The organism is Ammoniphilus sp. YIM 78166, assembly GCF_004522215.1.
Classification (GTDB): Bacteria; Bacillota; Bacilli; order Aneurinibacillales; family RAOX-1; genus YIM-78166.
In genome coordinates this window covers 659,555-685,967 of the sequence record NZ_SDLR01000003.1, presented here as the reverse complement: position 1 = coordinate 685,967, position 26,413 = coordinate 659,555, and the positions used below count along the sequence as shown (strand labels likewise).

The 26,413-nt window shown below is 42.8% G+C and carries 35 protein-coding genes and 1 tRNA gene; 20 read left to right on the top strand and 16 right to left on the bottom strand.

Annotated elements, in window-relative coordinates; all coding sequences use genetic code 11:
* Positions 1-11 precede the first annotated feature (11 nt).
* Together rodA and EIZ58_RS14915 are read right to left on the bottom strand one after the other, a co-directional pair.
* Positions 12-1,148, bottom strand: coding sequence for a rod shape-determining protein RodA (gene rodA / locus EIZ58_RS14920; RefSeq protein WP_134701615.1), 1,137 nt, complete (start codon positions 1,146-1,148; stop codon positions 12-14).
* 68 nt (positions 1,149-1,216) lie between these two features.
* Positions 1,217-2,041: an ion transporter gene (locus tag EIZ58_RS14915; protein ID WP_134701614.1), complete on the bottom strand. Its 825-nt coding sequence runs from the start codon at positions 2,039-2,041 to the stop codon at positions 1,217-1,219.
* Positions 2,042-2,170: 129 nt separating this feature from the next.
* Here EIZ58_RS14915 and EIZ58_RS14910 point away from each other — a divergent pair, with 129 nt between their 5' ends.
* The gene (locus EIZ58_RS14910; RefSeq protein ID WP_134701612.1) at positions 2,171-2,383 is read left to right on the top strand and encodes a DUF1540 domain-containing protein; all 213 of its coding nucleotides are present in this window, start codon (positions 2,171-2,173) and stop codon (positions 2,381-2,383) included.
* 94 nt (positions 2,384-2,477) lie between these two features.
* Positions 2,478-2,738 (top strand): hypothetical protein, encoded by a 261-nt coding sequence (locus EIZ58_RS14905; protein WP_134701610.1) that lies wholly within the window; start codon positions 2,478-2,480, stop codon positions 2,736-2,738.
* A 147-nt stretch (positions 2,739-2,885) separates the two neighbouring features.
* Here EIZ58_RS14905 and EIZ58_RS33440 read toward each other — a convergent pair whose 3' ends face one another.
* A complete protein-coding gene (locus EIZ58_RS33440) occupies positions 2,886-3,044 on the bottom strand; it encodes a hypothetical protein (RefSeq protein ID WP_167577726.1) in 159 nt (52 codons plus the stop codon).
* Between the two features lie 114 nt (positions 3,045-3,158).
* Here EIZ58_RS33440 and EIZ58_RS14900 point away from each other — a divergent pair, with 114 nt between their 5' ends.
* On the top strand, positions 3,159-3,611 hold the full coding sequence (locus EIZ58_RS14900) for a hypothetical protein (RefSeq protein WP_134701608.1): 453 nt from the start codon (positions 3,159-3,161) through the stop codon (positions 3,609-3,611).
* Between the two features lie 114 nt (positions 3,612-3,725).
* Complete coding sequence (locus EIZ58_RS33435) at positions 3,726-3,875, top strand: hypothetical protein (RefSeq protein WP_167577725.1); 150 nt, start codon at positions 3,726-3,728, stop codon at positions 3,873-3,875.
* Between the two features lie 98 nt (positions 3,876-3,973).
* Here EIZ58_RS33435 and EIZ58_RS14895 read toward each other — a convergent pair whose 3' ends face one another.
* Positions 3,974-4,468 (bottom strand): hypothetical protein, encoded by a 495-nt coding sequence (locus tag EIZ58_RS14895; protein WP_134701606.1) that lies wholly within the window; start codon positions 4,466-4,468, stop codon positions 3,974-3,976.
* Between the two features lie 142 nt (positions 4,469-4,610).
* On the opposite strand from EIZ58_RS14895, the gene EIZ58_RS14890 reads away from it, so the two are divergent.
* From EIZ58_RS14890 to EIZ58_RS14880, 5 genes are all read left to right on the top strand, one after another.
* The gene (locus EIZ58_RS14890; RefSeq protein ID WP_134701605.1) at positions 4,611-5,147 is read left to right on the top strand and encodes a ribonuclease H-like YkuK family protein; all 537 of its coding nucleotides are present in this window, start codon (positions 4,611-4,613) and stop codon (positions 5,145-5,147) included.
* A gap of 194 nt (positions 5,148-5,341) precedes the next feature.
* Positions 5,342-5,482, top strand: a complete 141-nt coding sequence (locus EIZ58_RS33430) for a hypothetical protein (RefSeq protein WP_167577724.1) — start codon at positions 5,342-5,344, stop codon at positions 5,480-5,482.
* A gap of 69 nt (positions 5,483-5,551) precedes the next feature.
* Positions 5,552-5,713: a hypothetical protein gene (locus EIZ58_RS33425; RefSeq protein ID WP_167577723.1), complete on the top strand. Its 162-nt coding sequence runs from the start codon at positions 5,552-5,554 to the stop codon at positions 5,711-5,713.
* 138 nt (positions 5,714-5,851) lie between these two features.
* The gene (locus EIZ58_RS14885; RefSeq protein WP_134701603.1) at positions 5,852-6,802 is read left to right on the top strand and encodes a 3'-5' exoribonuclease YhaM family protein; all 951 of its coding nucleotides are present in this window, start codon (positions 5,852-5,854) and stop codon (positions 6,800-6,802) included.
* A 130-nt stretch (positions 6,803-6,932) separates the two neighbouring features.
* Positions 6,933-7,127, top strand: coding sequence for a hypothetical protein (locus EIZ58_RS14880; protein WP_134701601.1), 195 nt, complete (start codon positions 6,933-6,935; stop codon positions 7,125-7,127).
* On the opposite strand, the gene EIZ58_RS14875 is transcribed toward EIZ58_RS14880, so the two are convergent.
* On the bottom strand, positions 7,128-7,625 hold the full coding sequence (locus EIZ58_RS14875) for a hypothetical protein (protein WP_134701599.1): 498 nt from the start codon (positions 7,623-7,625) through the stop codon (positions 7,128-7,130).
* Between the two features lie 201 nt (positions 7,626-7,826).
* On the opposite strand from EIZ58_RS14875, the gene EIZ58_RS14870 reads away from it, so the two are divergent.
* Positions 7,827-8,801: a DUF4097 family beta strand repeat-containing protein gene (locus EIZ58_RS14870; protein WP_167577722.1), complete on the top strand. Its 975-nt coding sequence runs from the start codon at positions 7,827-7,829 to the stop codon at positions 8,799-8,801.
* Positions 8,802-8,832: 31 nt separating this feature from the next.
* On the opposite strand, the gene phaC is transcribed toward EIZ58_RS14870, so the two are convergent.
* From phaC to EIZ58_RS14845, 5 genes are all read right to left on the bottom strand, one after another.
* On the bottom strand, positions 8,833-9,900 hold the full coding sequence (phaC, locus tag EIZ58_RS14865; protein ID WP_370297694.1) for a class III poly(R)-hydroxyalkanoic acid synthase subunit PhaC: 1,068 nt from the start codon (positions 9,898-9,900) through the stop codon (positions 8,833-8,835).
* Positions 9,901-9,916: 16 nt separating this feature from the next.
* Complete coding sequence (locus EIZ58_RS14860) at positions 9,917-10,264, bottom strand: hypothetical protein (RefSeq protein ID WP_134701593.1); 348 nt, start codon at positions 10,262-10,264, stop codon at positions 9,917-9,919.
* 81 nt (positions 10,265-10,345) lie between these two features.
* Complete coding sequence (locus EIZ58_RS14855) at positions 10,346-11,284, bottom strand: aromatic acid exporter family protein (protein WP_167577721.1); 939 nt, start codon at positions 11,282-11,284, stop codon at positions 10,346-10,348.
* A gap of 93 nt (positions 11,285-11,377) precedes the next feature.
* Positions 11,378-11,557, bottom strand: coding sequence for a hypothetical protein (locus EIZ58_RS14850; RefSeq protein WP_134701590.1), 180 nt, complete (start codon positions 11,555-11,557; stop codon positions 11,378-11,380).
* A 128-nt stretch (positions 11,558-11,685) separates the two neighbouring features.
* Complete coding sequence (locus EIZ58_RS14845; RefSeq protein WP_134701588.1) at positions 11,686-12,396, bottom strand: N-acetylmuramoyl-L-alanine amidase; 711 nt, start codon at positions 12,394-12,396, stop codon at positions 11,686-11,688.
* A 151-nt stretch (positions 12,397-12,547) separates the two neighbouring features.
* Here EIZ58_RS14845 and EIZ58_RS33420 point away from each other — a divergent pair, with 151 nt between their 5' ends.
* On the top strand, positions 12,548-12,685 hold the full coding sequence (locus EIZ58_RS33420) for a hypothetical protein (RefSeq protein WP_167577720.1): 138 nt from the start codon (positions 12,548-12,550) through the stop codon (positions 12,683-12,685).
* 113 nt (positions 12,686-12,798) lie between these two features.
* Positions 12,799-13,503 carry a purine-nucleoside phosphorylase gene (deoD, locus tag EIZ58_RS14840; RefSeq protein WP_134701586.1) on the top strand — a complete coding sequence of 235 codons (705 nt, stop codon included), beginning with the start codon at positions 12,799-12,801 and terminating at the stop codon, positions 13,501-13,503.
* A gap of 197 nt (positions 13,504-13,700) precedes the next feature.
* Here deoD and EIZ58_RS33415 read toward each other — a convergent pair whose 3' ends face one another.
* On the bottom strand, positions 13,701-13,853 hold the full coding sequence (locus EIZ58_RS33415) for a hypothetical protein (RefSeq protein ID WP_167577719.1): 153 nt from the start codon (positions 13,851-13,853) through the stop codon (positions 13,701-13,703).
* A gap of 74 nt (positions 13,854-13,927) precedes the next feature.
* Here EIZ58_RS33415 and EIZ58_RS14835 point away from each other — a divergent pair, with 74 nt between their 5' ends.
* The 6 genes from EIZ58_RS14835 (at position 13,928) to EIZ58_RS14810 (ending at position 21,000) form a co-directional block, all read left to right on the top strand.
* Entirely contained in the window at positions 13,928-14,593 is a 666-nt protein-coding gene (locus tag EIZ58_RS14835; RefSeq protein WP_134701585.1) for a uracil-DNA glycosylase, read from the top strand.
* Positions 14,594-14,681: 88 nt separating this feature from the next.
* A complete protein-coding gene (locus EIZ58_RS14830) occupies positions 14,682-15,245 on the top strand; it encodes an HD domain-containing protein (protein WP_134701583.1) in 564 nt (187 codons plus the stop codon).
* A 35-nt stretch (positions 15,246-15,280) separates the two neighbouring features.
* Positions 15,281-15,357, top strand: a tRNA-Arg gene (locus EIZ58_RS14825).
* A gap of 280 nt (positions 15,358-15,637) precedes the next feature.
* The gene (locus EIZ58_RS14820) at positions 15,638-17,998 is read left to right on the top strand and encodes a 3-hydroxyacyl-CoA dehydrogenase/enoyl-CoA hydratase family protein (protein ID WP_134701582.1); all 2,361 of its coding nucleotides are present in this window, start codon (positions 15,638-15,640) and stop codon (positions 17,996-17,998) included.
* Between the two features lie 10 nt (positions 17,999-18,008).
* Complete coding sequence (locus EIZ58_RS14815; RefSeq protein ID WP_134701580.1) at positions 18,009-19,196, top strand: acetyl-CoA C-acetyltransferase; 1,188 nt, start codon at positions 18,009-18,011, stop codon at positions 19,194-19,196.
* A 16-nt stretch (positions 19,197-19,212) separates the two neighbouring features.
* Positions 19,213-21,000, top strand: coding sequence for an acyl-CoA dehydrogenase family protein (locus tag EIZ58_RS14810; RefSeq protein ID WP_134701578.1), 1,788 nt, complete (start codon positions 19,213-19,215; stop codon positions 20,998-21,000).
* Between the two features lie 75 nt (positions 21,001-21,075).
* On the opposite strand, the gene EIZ58_RS14805 is transcribed toward EIZ58_RS14810, so the two are convergent.
* On the bottom strand, positions 21,076-21,909 hold the full coding sequence (locus EIZ58_RS14805; RefSeq protein ID WP_134701577.1) for a protein-glutamine gamma-glutamyltransferase: 834 nt from the start codon (positions 21,907-21,909) through the stop codon (positions 21,076-21,078).
* Positions 21,910-21,985: 76 nt separating this feature from the next.
* Positions 21,986-22,204, bottom strand: coding sequence for a hypothetical protein (locus EIZ58_RS14800; RefSeq protein ID WP_134701575.1), 219 nt, complete (start codon positions 22,202-22,204; stop codon positions 21,986-21,988).
* A gap of 106 nt (positions 22,205-22,310) precedes the next feature.
* Here EIZ58_RS14800 and cysQ point away from each other — a divergent pair, with 106 nt between their 5' ends.
* The gene (gene cysQ / locus EIZ58_RS14795; protein WP_134701573.1) at positions 22,311-23,078 is read left to right on the top strand and encodes a 3'(2'),5'-bisphosphate nucleotidase CysQ; all 768 of its coding nucleotides are present in this window, start codon (positions 22,311-22,313) and stop codon (positions 23,076-23,078) included.
* Here the strand turns inward: cysQ and EIZ58_RS14790 are convergent.
* On the bottom strand, positions 23,075-23,632 hold the full coding sequence (locus EIZ58_RS14790) for a YpiB family protein (protein WP_134701571.1): 558 nt from the start codon (positions 23,630-23,632) through the stop codon (positions 23,075-23,077). The two genes, cysQ and EIZ58_RS14790, sit on opposite strands and share 4 nt — an antisense overlap.
* Positions 23,633-23,800: 168 nt before the next feature.
* On the opposite strand from EIZ58_RS14790, the gene EIZ58_RS14785 reads away from it, so the two are divergent.
* Positions 23,801-24,751 carry an MBL fold metallo-hydrolase gene (locus EIZ58_RS14785; RefSeq protein ID WP_134701570.1) on the top strand — a complete coding sequence of 317 codons (951 nt, stop codon included), beginning with the start codon at positions 23,801-23,803 and terminating at the stop codon, positions 24,749-24,751.
* A 638-nt stretch (positions 24,752-25,389) separates the two neighbouring features.
* Here EIZ58_RS14785 and EIZ58_RS14780 read toward each other — a convergent pair.
* Positions 25,390-25,914 carry a YhcN/YlaJ family sporulation lipoprotein gene (locus EIZ58_RS14780; protein ID WP_134701569.1) on the bottom strand — a complete coding sequence of 175 codons (525 nt, stop codon included), beginning with the start codon at positions 25,912-25,914 and terminating at the stop codon, positions 25,390-25,392.
* Between the two features lie 73 nt (positions 25,915-25,987).
* Positions 25,988-26,371: a hypothetical protein gene (locus EIZ58_RS14775; RefSeq protein ID WP_134701567.1), complete on the bottom strand. Its 384-nt coding sequence runs from the start codon at positions 26,369-26,371 to the stop codon at positions 25,988-25,990.
* Positions 26,372-26,413 lie beyond the last annotated feature (42 nt).

Here is a 26,413-nt window from a genome sequence, read left to right as displayed (position 1 = left end):
CAGCCCTACTCTTAATCGATGAAAGAAAACTTTGTTTCGTTCATTCTAACACTGAGTATAAGTCCCATTAGGATCATGTTAATTAACAGAGAACTTCCTCCGTAGCTGATAAAAGGTAAGGAGATCCCTGTTAAGGGCATCATACCGATATGCATACCTACATTTTCGAAGACCTGAAGGCAAAGCATGGAGATCACACCGATAATAAGATAGGTTCCTCGCAGATCCGTACATTCAATCGAAATCATAATCATTCGATAGATTAATAGAAAATATAAGAAGATAAGAATAACAGCACCTAAAAAACCAAATTCCTCTCCTACAACGACAAAGATGGAATCCGAATAGGAATAGGGAATAAATCCATTTTGGATATAGTGACCATTCTGAAAACCACTACCTAGCAATTGCCCTGAACCAATCGCAGTCATAGAGTTGACCACGTGCCATCCTCCATCTGGAGAACTAGCAGGATCAAGGAAAGTCTGAATTCGTTTTAACTGATGGTCCTTAATAATTTTTGAAAATAGATCAAAATTGGTAAAATAAAGAAAAATCAAGTTTCCAGCAAGGATAACCACCCCTAATACCCCAATCACAAATTGGCGAAGGCGGATATGCCCAACCCATAACATCCCGATACAGATGCAGAGAAAGACGAGAGAAGTCCCTAAGTCAGGCTGCTTAATCACGAGAAAAAACGGAATAAAGGTCACTGCTCCAAGTATCAGGAGATCGAATATTCTTAAGGGCTCTCCTTTTCTTTCTGCCAATAAGCGAGCCAGAAACAGGATGACAAACACCTTCGCTAGTTCGGAGGGTTGAAACTGGATAAATCCCAAGTCAAGCCATCGTGTAGAACCATTTATCGTATCTCCAATCAGGAGAACTAAAACCAACAATAGTACCCCTAGCGCATAGAGTAGAGGGGAGAACTGTTGGATAACGATTCGATAGTCAAACAAAGCAATTCCAAGCATAACGGGAATGAAAAGCAGATACATAACTAAGTTACTTCGATGCAAACCAAAGTAAGAGGTTCCAGATGTTGAGCTATAAATAGCGGCTGTACTGACGAACATAAAACATAGCAAGATAAAGAGAATTGTCCAATCTAAACGTTTTAGTTTACGTAAGGCCTCACTCATAACCTCCCACTCCTTTCCGTATTGAATGGGTTTTTTTTATCCTACATAGGGAAGGGAGTGATTCTTACCTAATCACTCCCCTGTCTTTTTTGAGCAATCTGATCTTCACGAATTTGAAGGAGGACTTCCTTTAGTTCTGCTATCTGTTTTTCCAGTTCCTTGACCTCCGAAGGAGGAGCGTCCTCTTCGTTAGCCTTATCAATATTCGTGACTATAACGCCTACAAATAAGTTGAAAATAACAAAGGTACCGAGGAGGATAAACGTTACGAAGTAAAGCCAGGACCAAGGCACGATGGCTAGTATAGGTCTCATAACTCCACTGGCCCAGGATTCTAATGTCACTACTTGAAACAAAGTCAGCAACGAGGCGTGAAGCGTCCCGAAATATTCTGGTGCGGCATCCGCAAAGAGAAAAGTTCCAATCACACTATAGATATAAAAGAAAATGGACAAAAGTAGACCAATATTGCCCATGGCAGGAATGGTAAGAAGTAAGGCATTTACCATTTTTCTTAGAGATGGGATAACAGAAACCGCACGCAAGACCCTTAGGATTCTTAGAATCCTAAGAACTGTAATGAACTGTGCTCCAACAAAAAAGTGACCGCTAAGAATAACGATGAGATCAAAGATATTCCAATTGTCCTTTAGAAATGACGAGATTTTGTCAGCTGCCCATAAACGCAACACAATCTCAATGGTAAAAAGCCAAAGAAGAATCCGGTCAGCCACATGAAACAAGCCAGAATAAGGTTCATAGAGGACAGGGTAGGTTTCAAGCCCCACAAGTAGGGCATTTAGTAAGATAAGAATCATGACGACTTTCGTAAATGAACGATGATGTACCAATTGAACAAGCCAACCAGGCTTGCCCTGCGAGATCTGTTCCATGAAGAGTTCCTCCGTTGGTTCGAAAATAAACAACCCTATTCCTATACGGAGTAGGCTTGATTTGGTTTCATTTTCTTTTCATTTTTTTTGCCAATGCAACTGATACTATGACTGGGAGGTGGTTGACACATGCCACAAGTTGAAGTTAAATGTTCCGTTTCAAACTGCTCCTTCTGGGGACAAGGGAATAATTGTCAGGCTCCGGCAATTATGGTAGATCTAGACCCTCATGCAAACTTTAACGCAGAAATGGGAAATGAGCTTGGCATTGATACAGAGCATCAGGATCAAGCTGCAGAGTCAAAAGAAACGTGCTGCCGAACTTTTAGGCCCAAAAAGTAAAGCTAAAAGAAAGCACCTGTGAAACTTTCAACAGGTGCTTTTGCTTGTGTTTAGTTTATAATAAAAGAAAACTGCTTGAAGAGGAGAAATGTAGATGAGTTATAACAAGCCATGGATTATGTTTCAAAGCAAGGAAGAAATAGGGCAAACTATCCAAATCGGTCTTGCTGAAAAGTTGCAGCGTCCAGTTGGTGTGAAATTTGAAGACGAGGAGTTGGTGTTTGTCCTTCAACTGCCTGGCAATCAAGCGCATATTCGAGTTTCCATGCAGGACCTCAAAAATAGCTACGCTAATCCTGGAGCATTCATTGAGTTTATTGACTCATGCTGGCAAGAAAGTCTTAAGGGCATATAAAAGGAGGGAGGATTCCTCCTTTTTTTTACTGTTTAAGAAAGTTTAAGTTCACAAAAGCATTACAGTGAATGAACTTTCTTAAACGCATAAAAAACTTCCTCTAAAGGCGGTCTGGCTACCCTGAATATACTTCGATAGAAGTTTTTTTTATTTTTGTCTTTCTATGCGATCATTCTCTGTGCCGATATGAGGATTTTGATTAACGGCTTCGGTTTCCGCATCATGAGTGGATGCAGTCGTCTCTAGATCCCGAATGATGTACCGGCCTACTTGGGAATTAATACGTTCTTTATCTTGTTCACCCATTTTCATCGCCACCTTTCCATTTGTATTTTCCCCTCCCAGCTATTCCCTATTCAGAGCCTAATTCGTTAGGGGCATCCTAATCATGATAACTCTGGTTGATTGGGAGGAAAACGATTGAGCAAACTTCTGGCTATTCTTGCTTTGATGATATCAGTCTTGTGGGCTACATATCCGGTATCAGAGGCTAAGGGCACAGTGGAAAGCAAAGGCACCATTTCTATCACCAAAGAAATGCTGGCGCCTTATCAGGAGGCTTCTGATGCTGACGCTGAAATTCAAAGGTACCGCTCTGGACGTCGTACTTATCGTCCGGCACCCACGACTCCACCACCTACGAGGGCCGTTCCCCCTCGAACGGATACCCCTCGAAGAGCTGGAGGTTTTCTCGGAGGAATGGGTGGATTTTTAGCAGGGGCCTTTATTGGAAGCATGCTTTTCGGTGGTTTGTTTGGGGGGTTAGGAGACCTATCCTTTTTAGGTTTAATCATTGACATTTTAGTTATTGCCGTAATTTTTATGCTGTTGCGCAGACTCTGGACCAAAATGCAGCAACGACAACGACATTAAGTAGGCGATTCTGAGCCTACTTTTTTTGTAAGCGTTCCAATAAAATTAAAAATATGTTAAAATAGAAAAATATATAAGATTAAAAACACAAACATAGAGGAGAGGAGTAACATCATGAGCTTGCATGAAAAAATGAAAGACCTACTTAAGGAATATGGGGAAGAAGATGTTATTTCAGCCCTTATGAAAGAAGTTAAAAAAGCTTCGGTGACGGTAACTTATGAAGACTTGGATGCGGTTTATTCTGGTTGGACTAAAGAATAAAAACATGTGAAATGTTTGAAGACCCACTCGGTGAGTGGGCCTTTTTAGTTTGTATTAATATTCTATGCCTGTACCTAATACATATGTAGAAGAACGGCTTATTCTCCAGATACGGTAATACTTTGCAATATTTTTTGCAGGGATATATACTCGTGCTTCGCTAAGTCTTTGCGGTACACGGCAAATTGGTAGCTGGCCTGAGGAAAGGATAAATCAGCATGAACGACGATGCCATCCGTGCTATAAGGATTATTAAACAATAACTGCCACTGACCTGGTTGGTCCGTCTCTGGTACCTGTTCGTAAAGGGATTTCTTGGTTTGGATCATAAACTGCATATCGGTCCAAAGCTCTTCCCAGAGTGGGCTTAACTGATGTGGATTAGGCAAGATCTTGGTTGCAAGTGCAATCTTACCATCTATAAGGTCTAATTCAGAAAAACCATCAGCCAGTTCAATTTGCTTTCTAAGGGATAAACTCCACTCATTTACGAATGCATAGCCTTGCTTCAATACAATCTGCTGCAGTTCAGAGATTTCCTCCTCGGTCGCAGCGTTTTCAAAAAGGGTCTGAAAGGACTCAAGCAGCTTCAACTTTATCGCACCTCCAAATTTTTTTCACTCTAAAGGCTATTGTAAGCTGTCCTGATAGGAGTTGGCAATCATATTGGTTTTTAGTTTAGGTTAAATTATTATTACAGCTTAACATAAAGCAAAGAAATGAAGGTGAGTGCAGATGAAACAGTTCAAGCATTTAACCGTTCATGATTTTAGTTTTCAAAACACTACGGAACGTAACCTGTCATTAGAAGATGTTTTCCAGCGTGTTCTTCGATTCATAACCGTGGACCCATATGGAGAATTTCGCTTTATGATTGGTACTGACTCCCATGTCTATAGAAAACATACTACGTTTGTAACAGGTATAGTGATCCAGCGACTAGGGAAGGGAGTATGGGCTTGTTATCGGAAACAAAAAGAAAGTGGTCAAATGGATCTAAGGCAGAAAATTACAAAAGAAACCGAATTAACACAACATGTTGCCTCTTACTTCGATGAAGCAAAGGAACAAGAGATGATCACCCTCCTATCAGCGGGGTCTCATTTGATTAGAGAGTGCCATCTCGATATAGGATTAGGGAAAAAGAACAAGACAAGTATCTTCGTAGACGAGATGATGAAGGTCATCGAAGCTACGGGTTATCAAGCAAGGATAAAGCCTCATTCTTTTGTCGCATCACATTATGCCAATTATTACACCAAATTAGGATAGAGCTACCGTGGCTGAAGCCCTGCTTTAAAAAAGCAGAGGTGACAGCCATATGTTCATTATGTTCTTACATACGAGATTGACGTTATTCCACGCTATGACGTACAATAAAAATATAATATATTAATAATTCTAATTTTTCGTTACTTATGATTAGGAATTGAGCTCACTCATTCTAATATCTAGGAGGCAGTATGATGAATCGACATGAATGGCAGGAACTAGAAACTCCTTTTGTTACTATGAAGTGTAAGCACTGTGGCCAACTCATTGAATCCGAAAATGCAGAGGAATGGAATTTGAAGATTTTTGCTAACTGTCCGGAATCGCTGAATTAAAGAAGAATAATTAGAGATGTATGATCATCTACTATCCTTAAGGACGTTTCTTACAGGAGGATAAGATAGATGAATCAAGCAACAGACCCTATCCAAGTAGTAAAGTTCCGCTTTCTGGCGGAGTTTAGAGGCTGGTTAGAAGAGAATAAGCAGGATAAAGAGATTATCGATATTCAAGCACAGGGCGGTTTAGAGGATATGGTACTAGTCGTAACGTACAAAGACCGATAAAGTAAAAACATGAGGGAGCAAATTTTGCTCCCTCATGTTTTTGTTTTTTTACAAAAGGATCTGATCGAAATCTCTAGTAAATCGTGATAAAGTAGAGAGGGATACGATACATAATGAGGAAATGGAAGGATTCAATCGATGGAGATTAAGGACTTTTTAGATCGCAACGAATTCATAGGTTTCTATCTTCTTAAACACGCAGCCGTTAAACAAACAGCAGACCAACGAGATTACTTGGACATGATCATTGCGGATAAAACAGGAGAGATAGCCCTAAAGTTTTGGGATATTACGGATACGGATAAAGAGACGTATTTCTCTGGTATGGTAGTTAAAGTTCAAGGAACCGTTTCACTCTATCGAGAAAAATTACAAGCTAAGGTTTCTCGCATGCGTACCGCAAATGACACGGATGGCTACACTGTATCCGACTTTGTGAAAGCTGCTCCGATTCCCCCAGCAGATCTACTAGAAGTTATTGAAAGAACAGTTGAAAGCATTGTTAATACAAAGATAAGAACCATAGTCCAATTTTGTGTCGGCAGAGTAAGAGAACAGCTCATGTCTTATCCTGCCGGCAAGTCGATTCATCACGCGTATTATGCTGGACTTGCTTACCATATCGTAAGAATGCTAGAGCTCGCTGAGTTCCTTTGTAAACAAAGACCCTTTCTCAATACAGACTTACTGAAAGCGGGTATCTTGCTTCATGATTTATGTAAGGTAGAGGAATTTAACGGTGGGGAACAAGGCATTGTAACAGAATATACAACTAGAGGCAATTTATTAGGTCATATCTCTATTGTGAACAATTGGGTCTATGAAGCGGCACTTATCCATAATATTGGTACTCAAGACCAAACGGTAACAGCCCTACAACATCTTGTTTTATCCCATCATGGCAAATTGGAATATGGAAGTCCGGTTTTGCCGCAGCTTCCAGAGGCGGTTGCTCTCGCCCATATTGATATGTTAGACTCCAGACTGCAAGCCGTAGAAGACGCACTGGATAGTACAACAGAAGAATGCATCACTTCCCTTAGAGCCATCGATGGGGGAAGAGTTTACCGATTAAGTTTTGAAGAATAAGGGAAGGACCGCTAATTGGAGCGGTCCTATACGTTCTTCTAAAAAATTTCATTTTATTGAAACCTTTTATAGACGAGCATCGTCTGTACATTTGGAACTTACTATATGGATATGGGAGATTTATTTGCGTATGGGACTAGGAAGATTTATTTTAGAAATTCAACGAATCAAGGACATTCCTCAGCTTGTCGAGCTAAAAGAACAGATTAAGGAACAAGTTATGGATAAGCATCTCGATTGGCAACACCGCATGTTGCTGTACGGTAAGGTGCAGCAGATTAATCTACGCATAGACCAACTAGAATACGAAAAAATCCTCAGCTAACTAAAAATATCTTTTCTTGCCTAACTCATCTAAGATCACATTCAAAATTCTTTTTTCTGCACGAAAAAAATCACACTCATCCGTAAGTAAATGTCCAACTCTCTTGCGTTTAAGTTGCAAAGCGTATTTGATATCAAAAAGTATGTTGATCACCTCAGTCGGATTGCATAATTTAACTGCGGGACCATTTACAACATGGTAAGCATCCATCTTCTTAAGCTGAATAATATAATCGGTAGCAACCTTCGCATCCATTTGGGACTCGCAAACAGACCAGTACACACTAGAAAAACCCTCATATACTTCTTCGTTCATAATCTCACTTTGTTTTCCGTCAAGCCTTACTGCCCCAAGATCTAATAGGATAGCATTACGTATCAGATTCATCTCTTCATACAGAAATCTTTGTTCACTAAGAAAAATCGTCTGTAAATCCCTTTCTTTTCTGAATAGGAACTGAGCCACTTCTATAAGAATGCGGATGGAATTACATTTCATTGGATTTTTCCCCCCAATCTTTTGATGCCGTCGCCTTTTGGTCAGTGAAGTTCCTGGATCGGTATTTCGTATTTATAGTAAAGGGTATGCCTGAGGTTCACGGAACATAAGAGAAAAATATTGCTATTATCCTGGAAAAACCTATATATTTTTACAAATAAACGAGATCCATGATGGAGCAAAAAACGATCTGCAGCTTTTGTGTCGAGATATTATGGTCTCCGTCTTTGGACGGAGAGCGATTTCAATCATCCGTCCAATGATGGTAACGCTGAAAAGGACTATAATGAGGGTAAGGAAGTGAAAGAGAGGACGATTGTAAACATGTTAAAGCGGTTATTCGGGGTACTCCTAATAGGAATTGGCTTATTGCTTTTGATTATCAATGTCTTACGGATGGATTGGCTGCAAGAGTCGATTAATGGACCTTCCGTTGAGTTTTCAGAAAGAAAAGTCATTCCTTCAACGGACCTTGATCGTATCCAAATTCGAACCGACATTGCTCACTTGTCGGTAGGGGAAACTGGAGGAGATGAGATAGAAGTTCGGCTCCGTGGAAATATGGAACAGGAATGGAGGGATAATCTTCGATTTGAGGTCCGTCAGGAGGGAAATCAAGCGGCAATAGAACTCTTACTTCCTCCAAACCCTAAACTTTCATTTGGCATGAGTGCCAAGGAGCTTGAACTAGACGTATTGCTGCCTGATAAAAGGTTTGAGGAAATTGACATTCGCAGTTCAATTGGGACCATCAATATAGAAAACATTCAAGTCGATCAACTACAAGCTAAAACGAATGTCGGTAAAATATCGCTTCTTGAGGTTCGTGGCGTCAAGACTGAATTAAAAACAGATGTCGGATTAATTTTCGTAGAGAAGGTGGGAGGTGAACTCGACATTACATCAAATACTGGGAAGATCGATGTGCTTTTAGAAGGTATCACGAGCGATGTTCGGATAAAAAGCAATACGGGAAAGGTAAATGTTTATTCTAAAAATAAACCTAGCTCTCTGAAGCTAGATCTACGTTCGGACATTGGGAGAGTGGAGGTCTCCATGAAGGATTTAGATTATGAAGAAAACTTAAATCGAGAGGTTATAGGAACGATCGGTTCTGGTGCGCCCCTTGTCAAGATTCGAACGAATGTAGGAAAGATTGACTTTGAAGCACAATAAAAAGGGAGACATGCCAGTCTCCCTTTTCCTTTTAGCCGGATCTTTTATCAAGCCATTGGTGTATGGTCGGATAGGTTTCTTTTGTCGCGCTTCTCCCAAACACTAAGGAGATATGACCAGCATTGATCACAGCATTGGTTACATCCTCACTGCTTACCAGATTATCAACAACTTTACTTTGACAAGGAAGTGCAATATGGTCATGCTTAGCAATAATATTTAGAATGTTGGAGGTTATGTTCGACAGGTCTACCCGCCGGCCGCGTAGCTCGATTTCTCCCTTAACTAGCTTATTTTGCTGATAGAAGTCTTTGATCCACTGTCGATAAGCTTCACCGGGGAAAGGGGTTCCATCGCTTACCCAGGTGTTCATCAATCTCCAGCGAGATACAAACCGTTCATCATGTGCTTTATCAATTAGACTGATCGTTGGGCCGTAGAAATTCGTAATCGGCTTAAGCAATTTGTTTCCAAGATCAATGAGCTCAGGCGGTATTAAACCTAACGTATCCACGAGTTTGTCTATTGGGAAGTGGCGCTCATCCAACCATTTTGTAAACAGTCCCGCATCCGAAAAATCAATCGGTGTGGCCATAAAAATAATATTGCGAATGTTTATATCTGAAGCATGGAGAGCGGAGTACATAGAGGTGATGGTGCCGCCCATACAATAGCCCAATAGAGAGATGGAGTGGGAATGGGTAAGTCTTTGTACCTTTTTTACTGCTTTCGCTACATAATCCAGGACAATTTCCTCAAATCCCAAGTGCTTATCTTCATACCCGAACTCTCCCCAGTCTAAAAGGTAAACATCATAGCCCTGCTGTACTAAGTATTCGATGAGACTGTTACCAGGAGCTAGGTCCATAATATACGGCTTATTGATCAAGGCGTACACACAGAGAAGCGGAACGGAGTATCGCTTTGGAAGATGAGGAGCATAGCGGTAGAGTTTCGCTTTGTTTTTTTTCCAAACTACTTCCTTAGGCGTTAGGCCAACGGCGGGTTTTCCTTCTTTAAAGGTGAGCTCCCCAATACGGGTGAGACTCTTCCACTGATCTTCCCATTCCTTTACGTCAAAAACAGGAGCTAATGCCAAATCTAACACCCCTTACTTAAGAAGTTGCCTTAATTTGGTCAAGCGTATCTCGAATGATCTTGAGCTCATCTACCACTTGTTCATCCAGCTTTTCTTCCAGATTTTCAAGTTTCTCTTCCAGTTGCAGAACAAGCGAGGACACACGAGCTAAATCGTCCTTGCTTGTTAAATGTGTTGCTTGAAGAAATTGCTCGAGAGATTTATTTTGCATGTCCTGCCAGAATAAATACCATTGCTGACAAGCGCCAATCCAAGAAGCGAAGGCTTCCTCTTGCATATTTTTTTGGATAGACTCACTATAATTTTGTTCGGCATAATCATAGATCTTTTTCCATAATTGAAATGGATTCATGACCTGTTCCATCCGGACACTCCTTTCCATTTATATCTTTACTATAGGTGATAGCAGCACTTATGTGATCATACTATGCGCCCCAAGCTTTATTTATGCGAATTCCAGATGGATGAGAATGAACTGCTCCATTTCGTTTAAGAGGGTATAAAGAAGGGCTCTTGATTCAAATTCCTCTCTTGTTTGAGGAAGATCCATTTCCTTTAGGACCTTGCGGACCTCCTGAACATGGTTGTACGTTGCGCGTGGATTATCATGCAGATGTTGACTGAGATAGGAAAACAGATCACTGACAAAGGCAACTTGTTTGACTTGCAAGTCTACGGAAGATACGAGAGGGAGCATGCGCTCTAGTCTCTCGAATTGACGCTCCCTCATATGAAAGTAAAGGTAATGCTCGTCTTTTTTCCATAATAGGTCATTTTCAACCGTCTGTAGGGAGAGGTCCTTGGCTTCCGCAAGCCATTCGGCCGTTTCCATAAACTCTTTACCAGACCACATGGTATCCCCTTCTTGAATAAAGATCCCTAATTCCTTCAGGATCCTTTGGATATTGCGGTCGATTTGTTGCCGATATGCAAGTAACTTTTTTTCTTTGCTCGGCATATAGAGATTCATAACTAAAGCTACGCCGACGCCCACTCCAATGAGCTGTAGCTCATTCCATAAAAAGGCTAAGCTAAAATGCTTTTCAAGGTACAAGTGAAAAATAATAACGGTGCTTGTCAAAAGACCTTCTTGAATTTTTAATTGCACTAATATCGGAATTAACAAAAGAAATAGCAAAATAATGGTGAACCAGTGATAACCTAGCAACGTAAAAAGGATTACCCCGGTCAACATTCCAACAACGCAGGCCGTTGCCCTAGAGAAGGCAGTCGTGATGGAGCGTCTTTTTGTAGGTTGAATACAAAGAATGGTTAGGATACCAGCTGAGACAAAATACTGAAGGCTAAGCAGCTCCTGAGCAACCAATAGAGAGATTCCTGTTCCTAAAGCTGTTTTTAATGTGCGAAAGCCAATTGTAAGCATGGGGGGCTCCTTTGGAAGATTCCAATTCGTCCTCTTCATTTAATCTTATATTGGAAAAGTTGGCAAGCCAATCCAAAGAAGTTTAGAAAGACTCTAAAGAATAGAGTCTTCTCGGAATTCTGATTCTCTCATGACATCTGTCGTTTCCCATGGCTCCCGGCGAGTAATTTCCACCATAGGTGGTTCATTGCCTGCCCTGTGTGGTTGCCCCGTCATTTCCTTAACTTCTCCTATATCCTCCATCGCTGGTGGTATAAGGTTTTTTTCTTTCATGGTTATTTCCTCCTTGGGCTATTAATCGGTGGACACAACACTATTTTTTCATCTCTCCTCACAATTATGCGATTTTGCAACGTAAAAAAGAGAAAGGCCAATCCTAATTTTGGGGATTGACCTTTCTCTTATTTATTGAGCTTATCAAAAAGCCTGCGCAGAACAACTGCTTCTGCCCATAAAGGAAGAGGATTTTCGATTGATTTTTTCCAATCCTCGTGCGTAAGAAGTCCTTCTTGATAAAGCCAATCAATTGCTTCTCTTTTCCAATCCGGAGCGGTGGGAGGAAAGCGATCTATTAGCCCTAAGGCGGAAGCAATTCCTTTAGCTGTTGCATTGGCCAAATCCGTTCGAAAAGATTCCCGCTGCAAGTGGGCGGCATCGCCCGCGTTATCCACAAATAGGTTTTCAAGCAGGATGGCTGGCATGCTGGTTTCCCGCAAAACAGCGAAATTGGCTTCTTTCTTCCCCCGATCACGTATGCCTAAAGGGCGAAGGAACTCCATAATCCGATCGTGTACGATATTCTGCAGCTGACCCGTCCGCTGATTGCGTGTTCCAATATAAACATAGCTCTCAAAGCCGGACCCACCTGCCGCATTATGATGAAAGGAAACAAAATAATCGGCATTTAGACGGTTGGCCATTTGTGCTCTTTCGGATAAAGAAATGAAGGTGTCATCTGTCCTTGTCATATGAACAACCACTTCAAATTGCTTCACCAATATATCCCTTGTCTTGATTGCAATTTCTAGAGCAAGGTGCTTTTCAACCAGACCATTCCCTTGGGCACCGGAGTCTCTTCCCCCATGACCTGGATCTAAAACAACAATAGGCATGTCAACCCTCCTTATACCAAGGCTACTACAGCTTATTCAAGTACATGCCGGAGAGGAACGGCTAATGGCTAATTGGAGAAATTTACTGGAGAGAGCTTTTTTTATTTGGAAAAACTACCTATGCAGGACATAATCTAGGGAGGTGTTTCTTATGGCTTATCAATGTTTTCATTGTGACCATGAAACAGAGAAAGCACACTTGGTTACCTTTTACAAAGGGAATGACGAACAAAACGAACTTCTTTGTCATGATTGCTACACCGAGTGGCTGCAGTCCATAAAAGGATAAGACTAGTTCTGAAATTTAAAGCTCTAGAACAGTTCTAGGGCTCGTTTTTTTGTGCTAAAAAGGATAAAATATACAGCAAGTTGGATGACTAGTTGCAAAAGGAGATAAAACAGATGAGTGTACATATCGGTGCTAAACCAAACGAAATTGCAGAAGCGATATTATTGCCGGGAGACCCTCTAAGGGCAAAATATATCGCGGAAAATTTTCTTGAAAACGCAGTGTGTTATAACGAAGTTCGAGGGATGTATGGATATACTGGGACGTATAAAGGAAATCGGGTCTCGGTTCAAGGAACTGGGATGGGCATTCCCTCCATATCGATCTATATTCATGAATTGATGGAGAGTTATGGCGTGAAAAAACTGATTCGTGTCGGAACATGCGGAGCTATCCAGAAGGACGTCAGAGTCAGAGACGTAATCCTAGCTATGAGTGCTTCCACAGACTCAGCCTTTAACCGTATCCGTTTCAAAGGAATTGACTATGCGCCTACTGCCAACTTTACCTTACTGAAAAGTGCTTATGATGCAGCTGAGCAAAAGGGTCTTTCTCTTCACGTGGGAAATGTCTTTACTAGTGATACGTTTTACAATGAGGAAAAAGACAATGTAAAGAAATACACAGACTTTGGAATCCTGGCCATCGAAATGGAAACCTCGGCGCTATACACCCTTGCAGCGAAATTTAACGCACAGGCATTATCCATTCTTACCGTCAGCGATCATATTCTTACAGGAGAAGAAACCACTTCAGAGGAAAGACAGACCACTTTTAATCAAATGATTGAAGTAGCTCTAGATACTGCTATTCGTTAACCTGATGGAGTAGTGATACTCCGTCTTTTTTGTTCAAAAAAAATGCCATCCTAAAAAAGGATGGCAAGAAGTGAGGAGAGGTATATAAAATCATTCATGAACTAAAGTACATGCATTTACCTCATCGACAATTATAGCTTAATTTCGACATGTTTTGCAAGTGTTTTAGGAAAAAGGCTGTTTCAAAAGTCGGATGTTTAAGCGCCGTAATCAATGTTCTGGGTGTTTTCTTCGATACTTGGCGGCTTGATTTTTTTACTGGGTGGAGGAATATCCTCAGGTCCTAGTTCTATAGGCGGGACGGAAATCGTAATGGTTTCAAGCTCATTGCCTTGGTTAGGCTTATCCATCAAATTTCACCTCCATTGCTTCGATTTTAACCCTATAATAGAGAAAGATTTACTACGTGGAGGGAGCAGACATTATGGACAGGTTTTACAATGATTGGGCATCTTTGCTGCACAAAGAGTTCAATCAACCTTATTATTTACAGTTAGAGCAATTCGTAACCCAAGAGTATCAGAGTCATACCGTTTATCCGCCTTGCTCCGACATTTTTAACGCACTCCACTACACGGGCTATCAAAATACGAAGGTTGTTATACTAGGACAAGATCCTTATCACGGGGAAGGACAAGCCCATGGCTTAAGTTTTTCCGTAAAAGCTGGAACCCCCTTACCGCCATCATTAAAGAACATCTTCAAAGAGCTCACTACTGACTTAGGCTGTCCATACCCGCGTCAAGGTTCTCTTGAAGAGTGGGCTAGGCAAGGAGTCCTCCTCTTAAATACCGTTCTAACGGTTCGAGCGGGAGAGGCTCACTCCCATAAAGGAAAGGGCTGGGAAACATTTACAGATACGATCATTTCGCTTCTGAATGATCGGCAGGACCCCATTATCTTTATTCTTTGGGGAAAGCCGGCTCAAGCCAAAGCAAAGCTGATCACTGCTCCCCATCATGCTATTCTCATGTCAGCCCATCCAAGTCCCTTATCCGCGAGTCGAGGTTTTCTCGGTAGTCGTCCTTTCTCGAAGGCGAACGCGATTCTTAGGAAGTGGGGGGGGGATCCAGTAAACTGGGAACTTTAACGAAAATTTGCGTATACTTTTAGATCGTCCATTATAAATATAGGAAAAAAGATGGAAAACTCCCGAAGGCCGGGAGGGGAGGGGCAAGATGAAGATTATTGAGAAAGCGATTGAGGTGGCTACTCAAGCCCATGATCAGCAGCTTCGCAAATGTTCAGGCATTCCGTATGTTTCTCATCCTTTAATGGTGGGGATTATCCTCATGAAGGCCGGTTGCAAAGAAGAGCTCGTCGCTGCGGGAATTCTTCATGATGTGGTAGAAGATACAGAATGGACACTCGATGAGATTAGAGAAGAATTCGGTGAGCAGATTGCGGACATTGTGAAAGGGTGCTCTGAACCTGATAAATCCTTATCATGGGAAGACCGAAAACAACACACAATCGAATTTCTCAAGGATGCCCCACTAGAGGTAAAGCTTGTTGCAGGAGCTGATAAGCTTCATAATAGTCTTTCGATACTAGAAGAGCAGCGCGTACTAGGCGAAAGAGTATGGGAAGCCTTTAAAAGAGGACGAGAAAAACAAGCCTGGTATTATCAAGGACTTGTAGATAGCCTATGCCAGGGGCTCTCTGACCAAGAAAAAAAGCTATTTATCTTTGAGGACTTAAGACATACGGTAACTCAACTTTTTGGTGAGAAGCCGGCTTGACAACTCTGTCCAGAGTGATTAAAATAGTGATTGTTGTCCCAGTAGCTCAGCAGGATAGAGCAACGGCCTTCTAAGCCGTGTGTCGGGAGTTCGAATCTCTCCTGGGACGCCACCCTTCATAACACATAGAAACTGCATCTACAGCAGGGATCTCCTTAAGGAAATTCCTGCTTTTTACATAAGATTTTTTTTTTAGGAGAAAATAACTTAACATCCTTTTGTTTCTCCTCCTAATTGCCTGGCATCATGCCAGGCTTTTTTTCTTTGTCTGGAATAAAAAGAAGTGCAAAACCTCCTAATATTATTACGATTCCTTACTATATATGTATAGAAGGGCTTTTTTCATCATATGTTGACCGAACGATGCATTCTATCTAGATAGGGGGATTCGCTTGGAAAAGAGAATTCGCAAAGCTGTTGTTATTGGGTCCGGGGTGATGGGTGCCGGAATCGCTGCTCATCTGGCCAATGTAGGGATCCAGGTTCATTTGCTAGATATTGTGTTAAAAGAAAAGCCCAATCGTAATCAGTTAGCGGAGGCTGCGAAGCAAAATTTGCTCAAGCAAAAGCCGAGTCCGGTTTATACGCGTGAGTCCCTCGATCGAATCACCCCTGGTAATATCGAAGATGATTTGCATCTGGCAGGAACGGCCGATTGGATCATTGAAGCTATCACCGAGAAGCTATCCCTTAAACAGCAGCTGCTCCAGCAGGTTGAGGGATACTGGAAGCCAGGGACCATTGTAAGCAGCAACACTTCTGGGATTTCCATCCAAAGAATGGTGGAGGGGCGTTCGGAAAATTTCCGTAAGCATTTCCTAGGGACGCATTTCTTTAATCCGCCGCGATATATGAAGTTACTGGAAGTTATCCCGACGGCTGACACTGACCCAGAAATATTATCCTACATGATACATTTTTCTGAGAGGGTGCTTGGAAAAGGGGTGGTGCTGGCTAAAGATACCCCCAATTTTATTGCCAATCGTATCGGGGTATACGGTTTGCTGACCACGTTATCTTCTATGAAACATCATGGGCTTTCTGTAGCCGACGTGGATGCATTAACGGGGCTTGCTATAGGGAGACCCAAGAGTGCGACTTTTAGAACTTTGGATATGGTCGGTTTAGACATCTTTATCCATGTTGCTGATAATGTAAATCAACAGGTGTCCAGTGAAACGGAGAAAGAAAAGTTTAAAGTTCCTGAGCTTCTGCACTTCATGGTGGCAAACGGCTATCTTGGAGATAAGAACAGACAGGGATTCTATAGAAAGGTGAAGAGTGCGGGAGGAAAGGAAATCCTTCAAATGGATCCAGAAACCCGTCAGTATGTGGCGATCCAGAACGGAAGCTTCCCTAGCCTAGAAGCAAGTAAAAGAGCCAAGAGCTTGCAAGAGAAGCTGCAGCTCATGGCTTACGGTAAAGATCCTGGCAGTTTGTTTGTGTGGGATGTATTAAAAAATACTTTACTTTATTCAGCCCTAAAGGTACCCGAAATCTCAGATTCTCTCTACGACATCGATCAGGCGATGAAGTGGGGATTCAACTGGGAGCTGGGGCCGTTTGAAGTCTGGGATGCGATTGGACTACAAAAATCCATAGCTAGAATGGAAGAAGAAGGGGATGTCATACCGCCATGGATAAAAGAGATTTTAGCCCAAGGAAAAACCTCCTTTTACCAAAAGATTAAGAGTACTACCTACTATTTGAACTTCTACGGACAAGAAAAAGAAATTCCGCAATCCGAAAAAAGACTGTCCTTGACCGCCTTAAAAGAACAAGGAAGGATCATTAAAAAAAATGCGGGGGCAACTCTTCTTGATCTAGGGGATGATGTGGCCTGCCTGGAGTTCCACTCTCCTAACCAAGCCATTGGACCTGATATGATTCAGATGACCCGTTGGGCTCTTGAGGAAGTGAAAAAAAATTACCGTGGCATGGTTATTGGGAGTCAAGCCAAAAACTTTTGTGTTGGGGCCAACTTGATGATGCTGCTGATGGAAGCCCAGGATCAAAACTGGTTTGAAATCGAGCAAATGGTTCGAGATTTCCAAACTCTTTCTATGGCGATGAAATATTCGGAAAAACCGGTCGTAGCTGCTCCTTATGGCATGACGCTGGGAGGAGGGGTTGAGCTATGTCTGCCTAGCTCACACGTGGTGGCTTCTGCCGAAACGTATATGGGACTAGTCGAAGTAGGGGTAGGTCTTATTCCTGGGGGTGCGGGGACCAAAGAGATGCTTTGGCGGATGACGACTAGCTTGGACATCGATGGGAAGGTGGATCTTCAGCCTTACGTCAATCGGGTATTCGAGACGATCGCTATGGCCAAAGTTTCCACAAGCGGAGAGGAAGCAAAGGAGCTCCAATATTTGCGATCCTATGATTCGATCTCTATTAATCAAGATTATCTCCTATACGAGGCGAAGCAGCGTGTCCTAGCTCTTTCTGCCGCGAGCTATCAACCACCTGCTTCCAAGTCAATTCGGGTGGTAGGTGAACCAGGTTTAGCTGTCATGAAACTCGGTGTTTATCAAATGAAAATGAGTGGTTATATTAGTGAACACGATGCCAAGATTGCCCGAACCCTTGCTCATGTTCTTTCCGGCGGCAACCTTCCTGCCAATTCGAAAGTATCCGAAGCTTACCTACTTGATCTTGAAAGAGAGGCATTCTTAAGTCTTTGCGGCGAACCCAAGAGTCAAGCTCGCATGCATCATATGCTGGTCAAAGGTAAGCCTTTGCGAAATTAGGAGGGATAGGATGAAACTACAAGAAGCCGTCATTGTTGCGGGAGTTCGAACCCCCGTTGGAAAAGCTGGAAAAGGAACCCTTCGTCAGGTGCGTCCCGAGGATCTGGGCGGTTTAGTAGTCGCAGAAAGTATTAAGAGAGCTCATGGACTCCAAACGGAGGACATTGAAGACGTCATCATTGGATGCGCCATGCCAGAAGGAGAGCAAGGATTAAATCTCGGACGAATCGTAGCCATCCGTGCCGGCTTGCCCAATTCCGTACCTGGCTTTACGATCAACCGATTCTGCTCCTCAGGCCTTCAATCGATCGCCGTTGCCGCTGAGAGAATCATGTGCGGCTCAGCCGCTGTGATTGTAGCCGGTGGAGTGGAAAGCATGAGCCACATTCCGATGGAGGGCTATAGGCCACTACCTAACCCTTATTTAGTGGAGCATCGACCTGATATCTACATGTCTATGGGGCATACCGCAGAAATGGTAGCCCGGAGATTCGAGGTCACTCGGGAGGAGCAGGATGCCTTTGCTGTAGAAAGCCATCGAAAAGCGGCTATTGCCCTTTCTGAAGGAAAGTTCAAAGAGGAGATTGTTCCCGTCCAAGTCAAAAGACGTTGGCTGGATGAGAACGGAAGAAAGCAGGAAGCGGAGCTACTCTTTGAACAGGATGAAGGAGTTCGCCCGGATACGACGATTGAAACGCTAGCAAAGCTTAAACCTGTCTTTCATGTCCAGGGGACGGTAACGGCTGGGAATGCCTCACAGACGAGCGACGGGGCAGCTGCAGTAGTCGTCATGTCAAGAGAAAAAGCGGATCAAATGGGATTAAAGCCTTTAGCTATCTTTCGCTCTTTTGCCTTAGGTGGGGTAGATCCGGATGTTATGGGGATTGGCCCAGTGGTAGCCATTCCCAAAGCGTTGCAAAAAGCAGGGATTACCCTCGAGCAGGTGGATCTCTTTGAAATCAATGAGGCCTTTGCTTCACAGTGCAAGTATGTAATTCGGCATTTAGGAATCGATGAAGGAAAGGTAAATGTGAATGGAGGAGCGATTGCCTTAGGTCATCCTTTAGGATGCACGGGAACCAAACTTACCGTTACCTTGATCCATGAAGCGAAAAGAAGGAAAAGCCGCTTCGGTATGGTAAGCATGTGCATAGGTGGTGGGATGGGAGCAGCGGGCGTATTTGAATTTCTACCTTAAAAGGAGGAGATAAGGAATGAATTCAAAAACCGAACTTCATAGGGGCGGCAGCTTTATCTTACAAGAAACGAATCCGGAGGATGTATTTACTTCAGAAGACTTTTCAGAAGAGCAAAAGATGATTGCCAACATGGCTTCGGAGTTTATAGCAGGGGAAGTCGAACCACATGATGAGGAAATCGAAAAGCAAAACTTTCCGGTCACTGTCCGTCTCTTAAAACAAGCAGGGGAGCTAGGGCTTCTTGGTGCGGAAGTGCCAGAGCCCTATGGCGGCAGTGACTTAGACAAAATAAGCGCTACCCTAATTACGGAACAATTCAGTCGTGGATCTTCTTTTACGCTCAGCCACGGAGCGCACGTGGGAATTGGAAGCTTGCCTATTGTGCTTTTTGGCTCGAAGGAACAGAAGCAGCGGTACCTTCCTTCCCTTGCAACAGGGGAAAAGCTAGCGGCTTACTGTCTTACTGAACCTTCCTCAGGCTCTGATGCCCTAGGAGCAAAGACCACGGCTGTCTTAAGCGAGGACGGTAAGTATTATGTTCTAAATGGGACGAAGCAGTATATAACCAACGCGGCTTTTGCCGATGTGTTTGTGGTGTATGCGAAAGTCGACGGGCTGCAATTCAGCGCTTTTATTGTGGAACGGTCTTTTCCAGGAGTATCTACCGGACCAGAAGAAAAGAAGATGGGAATCAAGGGTTCTTCTACACGTCCTCTGATTTTAGAGGATGTCAAGGTGCCCGTTGAGAACTTGTTAGGGGAGATTGGAAAAGGTCATGTTATTGCATTCAATATTCTTAACATCGGTCGCTATAAACTAGCGGCAGGCTGTGTAGGAGCCTGCAAATGGGCCCTTGAGCTCTCAACGACCTATGCAAAGGAACGTAAGCAGTTCAATAAGGCCTTGGTGGAGTTTCCTCTCATCCAAAAGAAGCTTGCCGATATGGCCATCCGTACGTATGTAACCGAAAGTATGGTGTATCGTACGGGAGGACTTATTGATGCTGCTATGCAAACCCTTGATAAGACTGCTGATGACTATAGCCAAAAAGTAGCTAAGGCAATTGAGGAATATGCTTTAGAGTGTTCGATTAACAAGGTTTTTGGGTCGGAAGCCCTAGATTATGTTGCGGATGAAGGTGTGCAGATTCACGGGGGATATGGCTTCACTCAAGATTATAAGATAGAAAGGATTTACCGGGATTCCAGAATTAACCGTATCTTTGAAGGAACGAATGAAATCAATCGACTGCTTATCCCTGCCACCTTAATAAGGAAGGCTATGAAAGGGGAGCTTCCTCTCTTTGCCATGACAAAAGATTTGCAGCAAGAGTTGATTTCGTATATCCCACCTTTCATAGATGAAGAAGAAGCCTTAGCTAAAGAAACGGCTATGGTGGAAAGTGCGAAAAAGATCTTTCTGATGGTGGGCGGTTCTGCCGTTATGCATTATCAACAACAGCTTGAAGCCCAGCAGGAGATTTTAGAAGGCCTAGCAGACATGATCATTGAAATTTTTGCTATGGAGAGTGCCCTTCTGCGGACAAAGAAAACGATGTTAAAGCATGGGACAGAAAAAGTACAGCACCCGATACTTATGACTTCAGTCTATATACATGAGGCCTTCGCAAAACTCGAATACAATGCCAAGGTGACTTTATCTGCTATTTCCGAAGGGGATATGCTCATGACCCAACTTTCCATCCTCAAGAAGCTTGTTCGTTTTCAACCTATAAATCTAGTTCCTGTGAAGAGGGAAATTGCTCAGAGGATTATTAAGCAAGGGAAGTTTGTAGCGGTGTAAAAATAAGCCTGATAAAAAGGTTAACATGATACTCATCCAATGGGTGTGAGATCATGTTAACCTTTCTTTTTCTTTTTACATCCCAATATATGTTGAAGAACCAACAGTAGCAATTACTAGAGGCAATGAACTAAAAGTAGATCGCATATTGGGGGTAGGGACAACCTCTTTGTCATACTGGGCTAGATATTTGAAGTTGGGGAAAAAAGCCTCATTCATGAGGTAAGCGGATTGCAAGGCTCCTGGCCTTCGCTTGCTATTAAGCGCTTGGATAATAATCTGGGCAGGTGCAATTCCAATTCCGTGAGCGAAAAAAGCCCCATTACCCAAATATACCGCATTCTCTCCTTGCCATTCTGGGTTCGTAGGTGAATGGTCAGGGTTCTTGAAGTAACGGATGTCACCAGGTAGTCCCGCTGAAATCGGCTGTTTGGCGAGGGCAAGGTCTTCATCATAATATCCATTCCAGATAAAGAGGTTAGGGAACAAGCGGTTAAATGTAGCTTCATCAATTGACTGAAGGATTGCGTAATAGCAAACAATCATAATCGCGGATGTGCATTCGAAAGCATATAAGTGGCCATTTACGAAAATATCATGAATCCCTTGAGCTGTCGTTACATGGGGTTTCAGCAGGAAACCCCCGTTATCTGTCCTAGTCCAGAAGTATTCGTTGCAGCGTGAATCTCGAAAAACAGCAAAGGCCGCACCGCTTCGGCTTAACGCTGCTCCAGAGGAGACCAGGTTTTGTCGCAGCTTCAATTCAAAATAAAGCTGCTTGAAATTTTCATAACTATATAATTGTCCACTCATGACCATTTTTCTTAATATTAAAAGCTGAAGATCATTTAATCCCCATGCGTGCACTAAACCGTGAAGGTTTGGTTGTATTTCACCAACTTTAATCATGGCAACCTCCCGTGTTAAGTTTCTCTCTTTACTGTATGACGGGAGGTGTGTAGTGTGCCCAATTTTAAATTTTTTCTTAGTTCCCTCTTGTAATCACCGAATCGTTGCTATTTAAGTCAAATTCATCATCATTGTGATTAAAGATATTATCTATTTTCATATTGGCGGATTCTGCTTCTTGAGCTGAGCCCTTCTCCGGCCATTCGGCGGTAAGTGGATCTTGGCCATAAAACTCTTTATTGATATTCCGGTTGGCCTCCAACGTCTCAGCTGCCGTTCTTTCCTTAGCATCCATACCATAACCTCCTTTTTAGCGTAGTCTGCCCTTGAATGGAAAACAACATCCAGGCCTTGAAATATGCTACACTGAACATGAGATAGATAGGGAGAGGAGTAGACATATGCTAAATGTTGATATGAATGGAATCATCCAAATTGCAAGAGAAGCAGGCAATCTGATTATGGACATCTATCAGTCCGACTTCGGGATTAAAGAGAAGGCAGACGAATCCCCGCTAACCGCAGCGGATGAAGCCTCTCACCAATGGATATTTACGGAATTGACAAAACTTTATCCAGATATTCCTATTTTATCGGAAGAAGGCTCCGAGATTGAATATAGTCAAAGAAAGACATGGCCAATGTTTTGGCTTGTGGATCCGTTAGACGGCACCAAGGAGTTTATCAAACGCAACGGGGAATTTACGGTTAATATTGCTCTTATCGTGGAAGGGTTGCCTCAGCTTGGTGTTATCTATGCTCCCGCTTTGGATGCTCTGTACTTTGCGGAGCAAGGAAAGGGGGCGTACCGGCAGCTGGCTGGCGGTATTATTGAGCCATTAAAACTTAAGGAAAAGAAGACGAGCCCGTATGTGCTGGTTCAAAGCCGTTCCCATTCTTCAGAAGAAGGGGAAGCTTATCTCGAAGAAGTAAAGCGGATCCACGGAGATACGTTGTTAATCAATAAGGGCAGCTCTTTAAAATTTTGCCTCGTGGCGGAAGGAGAAGCAGATGCTTACCCCCGCTTTGTTCCTACGATGGAGTGGGACACAGCTGCAGGTCAAGCCATCGTAGAGTGCGCTGGAGGAAAGGTGCAGACGGTTGAGGGACAGAGACTCTGCTATAATAAAGAAAGCTTATTGAACCCTTTTTTCATTGTGTCTACCTAGGACGAAAGGGAGAGAAGACGCTTGCGTTCTTCTGTTAGCCGAAGAAATAGATCTTTGTCGCCCGTTTCAAGACATCGGTCTATTTCTTTATCTAATTCAGCAAGTCGATGTTCTTGAACCTGATGGTCTAGATAAATCTCGGCAAGGATCTGAAGAAGAATCGGAGGTTCCTGCTCCTCTTCGCGAATTTCGGGCTTAAACTGCTCCCGTACGGCTGAATACTGATGAGAAAACGGCTTGCCCCTAAAATGCAGCACAATATAAATTCTCTCCTTCGTATGGTTGCGAAGATCCTGAAAAGCCTCATCAGGGCTCATCGTTACCTTCGCGTTTCGGCGATATTCGAAGGGAACCGTCTCAGAGCATACCGTGGAAATAACGATCGTCCGGTTGCTAGGATGGACCTTATCTGTAAAATGAACTCTCTCTAAGAGTTGATCATGCGATAGAAGGTATTCAAACAGCTTTTTGACTTCAGCTTTTTTAAAGCGATATTGGTTTAAAAACCATCGAATGAACTTTCTTTTCTCGGATGTAGGTACCCACTTACTCATTCCAATTTTCCTCCCCGTAGTTGTCCTGCCTTATATACTATTCTATAGGAGAACCCTAATTCCCTGTTATCCTTTTCTAACAGAAAGCGTTGGTCGATAATGGGAATATGCGATATAATACGTAAATAACCAATTGTTTGAAAACTGCTAGGGTAAGGAGAGATAAAATTGAGCCAAAACAACCCTATAGATTTAGGTCATCGCATACACCTCATTGATGGTTACGACCTGGGGGTACCTGGGAGAACAGGAGCTTATTGTATACTAGAAGATCAGCTGACCATTGTGGAAACGAGCGCAAGCCCTTCCGTTCCTTACATTTTGGAAGGGTTTCGTGCTCTTGGCCTTAATCCTTTGGACTTAAAATATATTATTGTGACCCATATCCACCTCGACCACGCAGGGGGGGCCGGTCTCCTGTTACAGAGTTGCCCAAATGCCAAGGTGGTGGTCCACCCGAAAGGCGCTCGCCATTTAGCTAAACCAGAGCGACTTATTCAAGGAGCAAGAGCGGTGTACGGAGAGGATTTTGATCGTTTATTCGATCCTATTCTACCAGTACCGGAGGACAAGCTGATCATCAAGGCAGATGGGGAAACTTTGGAGATTGGGCCCAATTGCACATTGCAATTCTTGGATACGCCAGGACATGCGAACCATCACTTTAGTATTTATGATCCTGTAAGCAAAGGTATTTTTACCGGTGATACTGTTGGGGTATATTACCATCAATTAGCAGACAACGGTCTATCATCGTTTACCCTTCCGTCCACTTCGCCCAATCAATTTAACCCTGAAGCTATGCTGGCCTCTATGAAGCGCATTCAGGAGACAGGGGTGGAGCGAATCTATTTTGGACATTTTGGAGTACATCAAGACCCTTCTGAAGTATACCAGCATATAGAGGAGTGGCTTCCTGTATTTGTTGAAGCAGGCCGACAGGTCGTAGCGGAAAACAAGGATGTAAAGGAGCTTTCTTCACGCCTTTACGATAAGGTCAGCTCTTATCTTATAGGAGAAAAGGTTCCTGCTGATCATCCTGTATTTGCGTTGATAAAAATGGATCTAGACGTTTGTTCAATGGGCCTTATCGAGTATGTAAATAAAATGAATGCTTAGAACCTTCTTTGGTTTAGGGGGATTAGCCTCCCTTAAGGGTGTGTGGATCTCACTTGAGGAGATTATAGGAAATGCAAAGTAGACCTAGATCCGTGGTTTTTTGGATAGGCGTCTGAGGGAGAAAACCGGGCGGGATAGCACAGAGGGCATCGAGTTGGGTTGTAAATAGTGGTAGAAAGTCCATTTATCCGAAAAAATTAGTGGAAAAAGAGCAAAATAAGTGGAGAATCGATAACTAAAACTTCAATAAAGTTTGTAAATTTGGCTTTTAGAGCTAATAGTTGGATTTTTTCCACCTACAAAATGAAATCCTGCTCAATTTTCATCAGTAGGTGGAGAATTTCCATCTATTTATTCTTGCTTCCATCATAGATGTTTATTATCAGTGGACTTTTACTGATTTTGTCTTTAAAAATACCCTGTAGGGGGTATATTTAGCTTGGTCATTATTACACCACGATCGAGATTAGACAGTTCAATAATGCAGATAAAATGAAAACAGGACTTTTTCCAACATAACAGTTGGGAGAAGTCCTGTTTTTGGATTTTAACTGCGAATTTTAATAACGGACTTGAAAATCGTAAACGGAACCCGGTACCTCAAAAGCTAGGCTTTTGGGACACCCTCATTTCACAATCTATGGAAGCAATGAAGCTCGGACATCACCTAAGATCTGTGCAAAATTGGGTTCAGTCATATCAATTGGATAACCGGGCGTACTGAAATTTTCCATGTTATTGTGAGCCTTTGATATCCTGGTTCCTAGTGATTGGTCCGTTGTAATATAAAGGTTATATCCCGCAAGTCGAGGCTCCTTGCTCATTAGTCTTTGCCTGACTTTCTTTACCACTTCGTCAGCTGGCTCATAGGCATCCCCTTTGGTCGCGATTGACATGATAATATCATGTCCCTCGACTATGGTGATCGCCTCCGCAACATTATATACACGCTCTGCTTCATTGGACAGACGCGTCGCCAGATTCTGTGCTTTGACTTGTCCTTGTGACAAGTTATATGCCCGGTCAGAGCGGTATTCTCTTACCAGGTATCGGTCATCTGGCGGCGGTGCTGCACGGTTGGTGCGTGCTCCATCCCCAAATCCACAAGCCGACAATATCCCAATAGCGAGTATCGGAACAATAAACTTATTTACCCGATTCATATTTCAAGCACCTCCTTTTCGTTATTTTGGGAAAAGAATTGGAGGGCTAGTCAGGAGATTTTTGGATTTTTAATCAGTGCTTTTTTAGCAGTTGGATTTCAAGCTTACCTGGTTGGACTATTCGCATAAAAATAGGGGAGGAGTAAACCCGAGCAGGCAGTTGGAAAGACTGCTGAGAGGTGCCAGTGAACTGCTGACTACTTACCCATGAATCTTGTTTTACCTCATAGGAGCCATTCGCCTTGCGAATCATTTGTAGATACATCTCGCGAACAATCCGGGCCTCAACTTCATCTATCTTTTTCAAACCTGGCAGTTGACAAGCTACAAAAATATGCTGGTCCGTTTCGTGAAGTTCGATCTGTCCAAATGTTAAAAGGTCATCTGGAAGGAAACGGCTTATTTCCCGCTCCAATTGCTGAAAATAGCGAATAGGATCAAAAGGGAATAGGGACATGTCAAAACGCCTCCAATCATGTTCACACTTCTCCTTTTATTC

What these genes read in the sequence shown, in the direction of transcription:
- rodA (WP_134701615.1), bottom strand. Translation starts at nt 1,148, where the DNA reads ATGAGTGAGGCCTTACGTAAACTAAAACGTTTAGATTGGACAATTCTC.
- EIZ58_RS14915 (WP_134701614.1), bottom strand. Translation starts at nt 2,041, where the DNA reads ATGGAACAGATCTCGCAGGGCAAGCCTGGTTGGCTTGTTCAATTGGTA.
- EIZ58_RS14910 (WP_134701612.1), top strand. Translation starts at nt 2,171, where the DNA reads ATGCCACAAGTTGAAGTTAAATGTTCCGTTTCAAACTGCTCCTTCTGG.
- EIZ58_RS14905 (WP_134701610.1), top strand. Translation starts at nt 2,478, where the DNA reads ATGAGTTATAACAAGCCATGGATTATGTTTCAAAGCAAGGAAGAAATA.
- EIZ58_RS33440 (WP_167577726.1), bottom strand. Translation starts at nt 3,044, where the DNA reads ATGGGTGAACAAGATAAAGAACGTATTAATTCCCAAGTAGGCCGGTAC.
- EIZ58_RS33435 (WP_167577725.1), top strand. Translation starts at nt 3,726, where the DNA reads ATGAGCTTGCATGAAAAAATGAAAGACCTACTTAAGGAATATGGGGAA.
- EIZ58_RS14890 (WP_134701605.1), top strand. Translation starts at nt 4,611, where the DNA reads ATGAAACAGTTCAAGCATTTAACCGTTCATGATTTTAGTTTTCAAAAC.
- EIZ58_RS33430 (WP_167577724.1), top strand. Translation starts at nt 5,342, where the DNA reads ATGAATCGACATGAATGGCAGGAACTAGAAACTCCTTTTGTTACTATG.
- EIZ58_RS33425 (WP_167577723.1), top strand. Translation starts at nt 5,552, where the DNA reads ATGAATCAAGCAACAGACCCTATCCAAGTAGTAAAGTTCCGCTTTCTG.
- EIZ58_RS14885 (WP_134701603.1), top strand. Translation starts at nt 5,852, where the DNA reads ATGGAGATTAAGGACTTTTTAGATCGCAACGAATTCATAGGTTTCTAT.
- EIZ58_RS14880 (WP_134701601.1), top strand. Translation starts at nt 6,933, where the DNA reads ATGGGACTAGGAAGATTTATTTTAGAAATTCAACGAATCAAGGACATT.
- EIZ58_RS14875 (WP_134701599.1), bottom strand. Translation starts at nt 7,625, where the DNA reads ATGAAATGTAATTCCATCCGCATTCTTATAGAAGTGGCTCAGTTCCTA.
- EIZ58_RS14860 (WP_134701593.1), bottom strand. Translation starts at nt 10,264, where the DNA reads ATGGAACAGGTCATGAATCCATTTCAATTATGGAAAAAGATCTATGAT.
- EIZ58_RS14855 (WP_167577721.1), bottom strand. Translation starts at nt 11,284, where the DNA reads ATGCTTACAATTGGCTTTCGCACATTAAAAACAGCTTTAGGAACAGGA.
- EIZ58_RS14850 (WP_134701590.1), bottom strand. Translation starts at nt 11,557, where the DNA reads ATGAAAGAAAAAAACCTTATACCACCAGCGATGGAGGATATAGGAGAA.
- EIZ58_RS14845 (WP_134701588.1), bottom strand. Translation starts at nt 12,396, where the DNA reads ATGCCTATTGTTGTTTTAGATCCAGGTCATGGGGGAAGAGACTCCGGT.
- EIZ58_RS33420 (WP_167577720.1), top strand. Translation starts at nt 12,548, where the DNA reads ATGGCTTATCAATGTTTTCATTGTGACCATGAAACAGAGAAAGCACAC.
- deoD (WP_134701586.1), top strand. Translation starts at nt 12,799, where the DNA reads ATGAGTGTACATATCGGTGCTAAACCAAACGAAATTGCAGAAGCGATA.
- EIZ58_RS33415 (WP_167577719.1), bottom strand. Translation starts at nt 13,853, where the DNA reads ATGGATAAGCCTAACCAAGGCAATGAGCTTGAAACCATTACGATTTCC.
- EIZ58_RS14835 (WP_134701585.1), top strand. Translation starts at nt 13,928, where the DNA reads ATGGACAGGTTTTACAATGATTGGGCATCTTTGCTGCACAAAGAGTTC.
- EIZ58_RS14830 (WP_134701583.1), top strand. Translation starts at nt 14,682, where the DNA reads ATGAAGATTATTGAGAAAGCGATTGAGGTGGCTACTCAAGCCCATGAT.
- EIZ58_RS14815 (WP_134701580.1), top strand. Translation starts at nt 18,009, where the DNA reads ATGAAACTACAAGAAGCCGTCATTGTTGCGGGAGTTCGAACCCCCGTT.
- EIZ58_RS14810 (WP_134701578.1), top strand. Translation starts at nt 19,213, where the DNA reads ATGAATTCAAAAACCGAACTTCATAGGGGCGGCAGCTTTATCTTACAA.
- EIZ58_RS14805 (WP_134701577.1), bottom strand. Translation starts at nt 21,909, where the DNA reads ATGATTAAAGTTGGTGAAATACAACCAAACCTTCACGGTTTAGTGCAC.
- EIZ58_RS14800 (WP_134701575.1), bottom strand. Translation starts at nt 22,204, where the DNA reads ATGGATGCTAAGGAAAGAACGGCAGCTGAGACGTTGGAGGCCAACCGG.
- cysQ (WP_134701573.1), top strand. Translation starts at nt 22,311, where the DNA reads ATGCTAAATGTTGATATGAATGGAATCATCCAAATTGCAAGAGAAGCA.
- EIZ58_RS14790 (WP_134701571.1), bottom strand. Translation starts at nt 23,632, where the DNA reads ATGAGTAAGTGGGTACCTACATCCGAGAAAAGAAAGTTCATTCGATGG.
- EIZ58_RS14780 (WP_134701569.1), bottom strand. Translation starts at nt 25,914, where the DNA reads ATGAATCGGGTAAATAAGTTTATTGTTCCGATACTCGCTATTGGGATA.
- EIZ58_RS14775 (WP_134701567.1), bottom strand. Translation starts at nt 26,371, where the DNA reads ATGTCCCTATTCCCTTTTGATCCTATTCGCTATTTTCAGCAATTGGAG.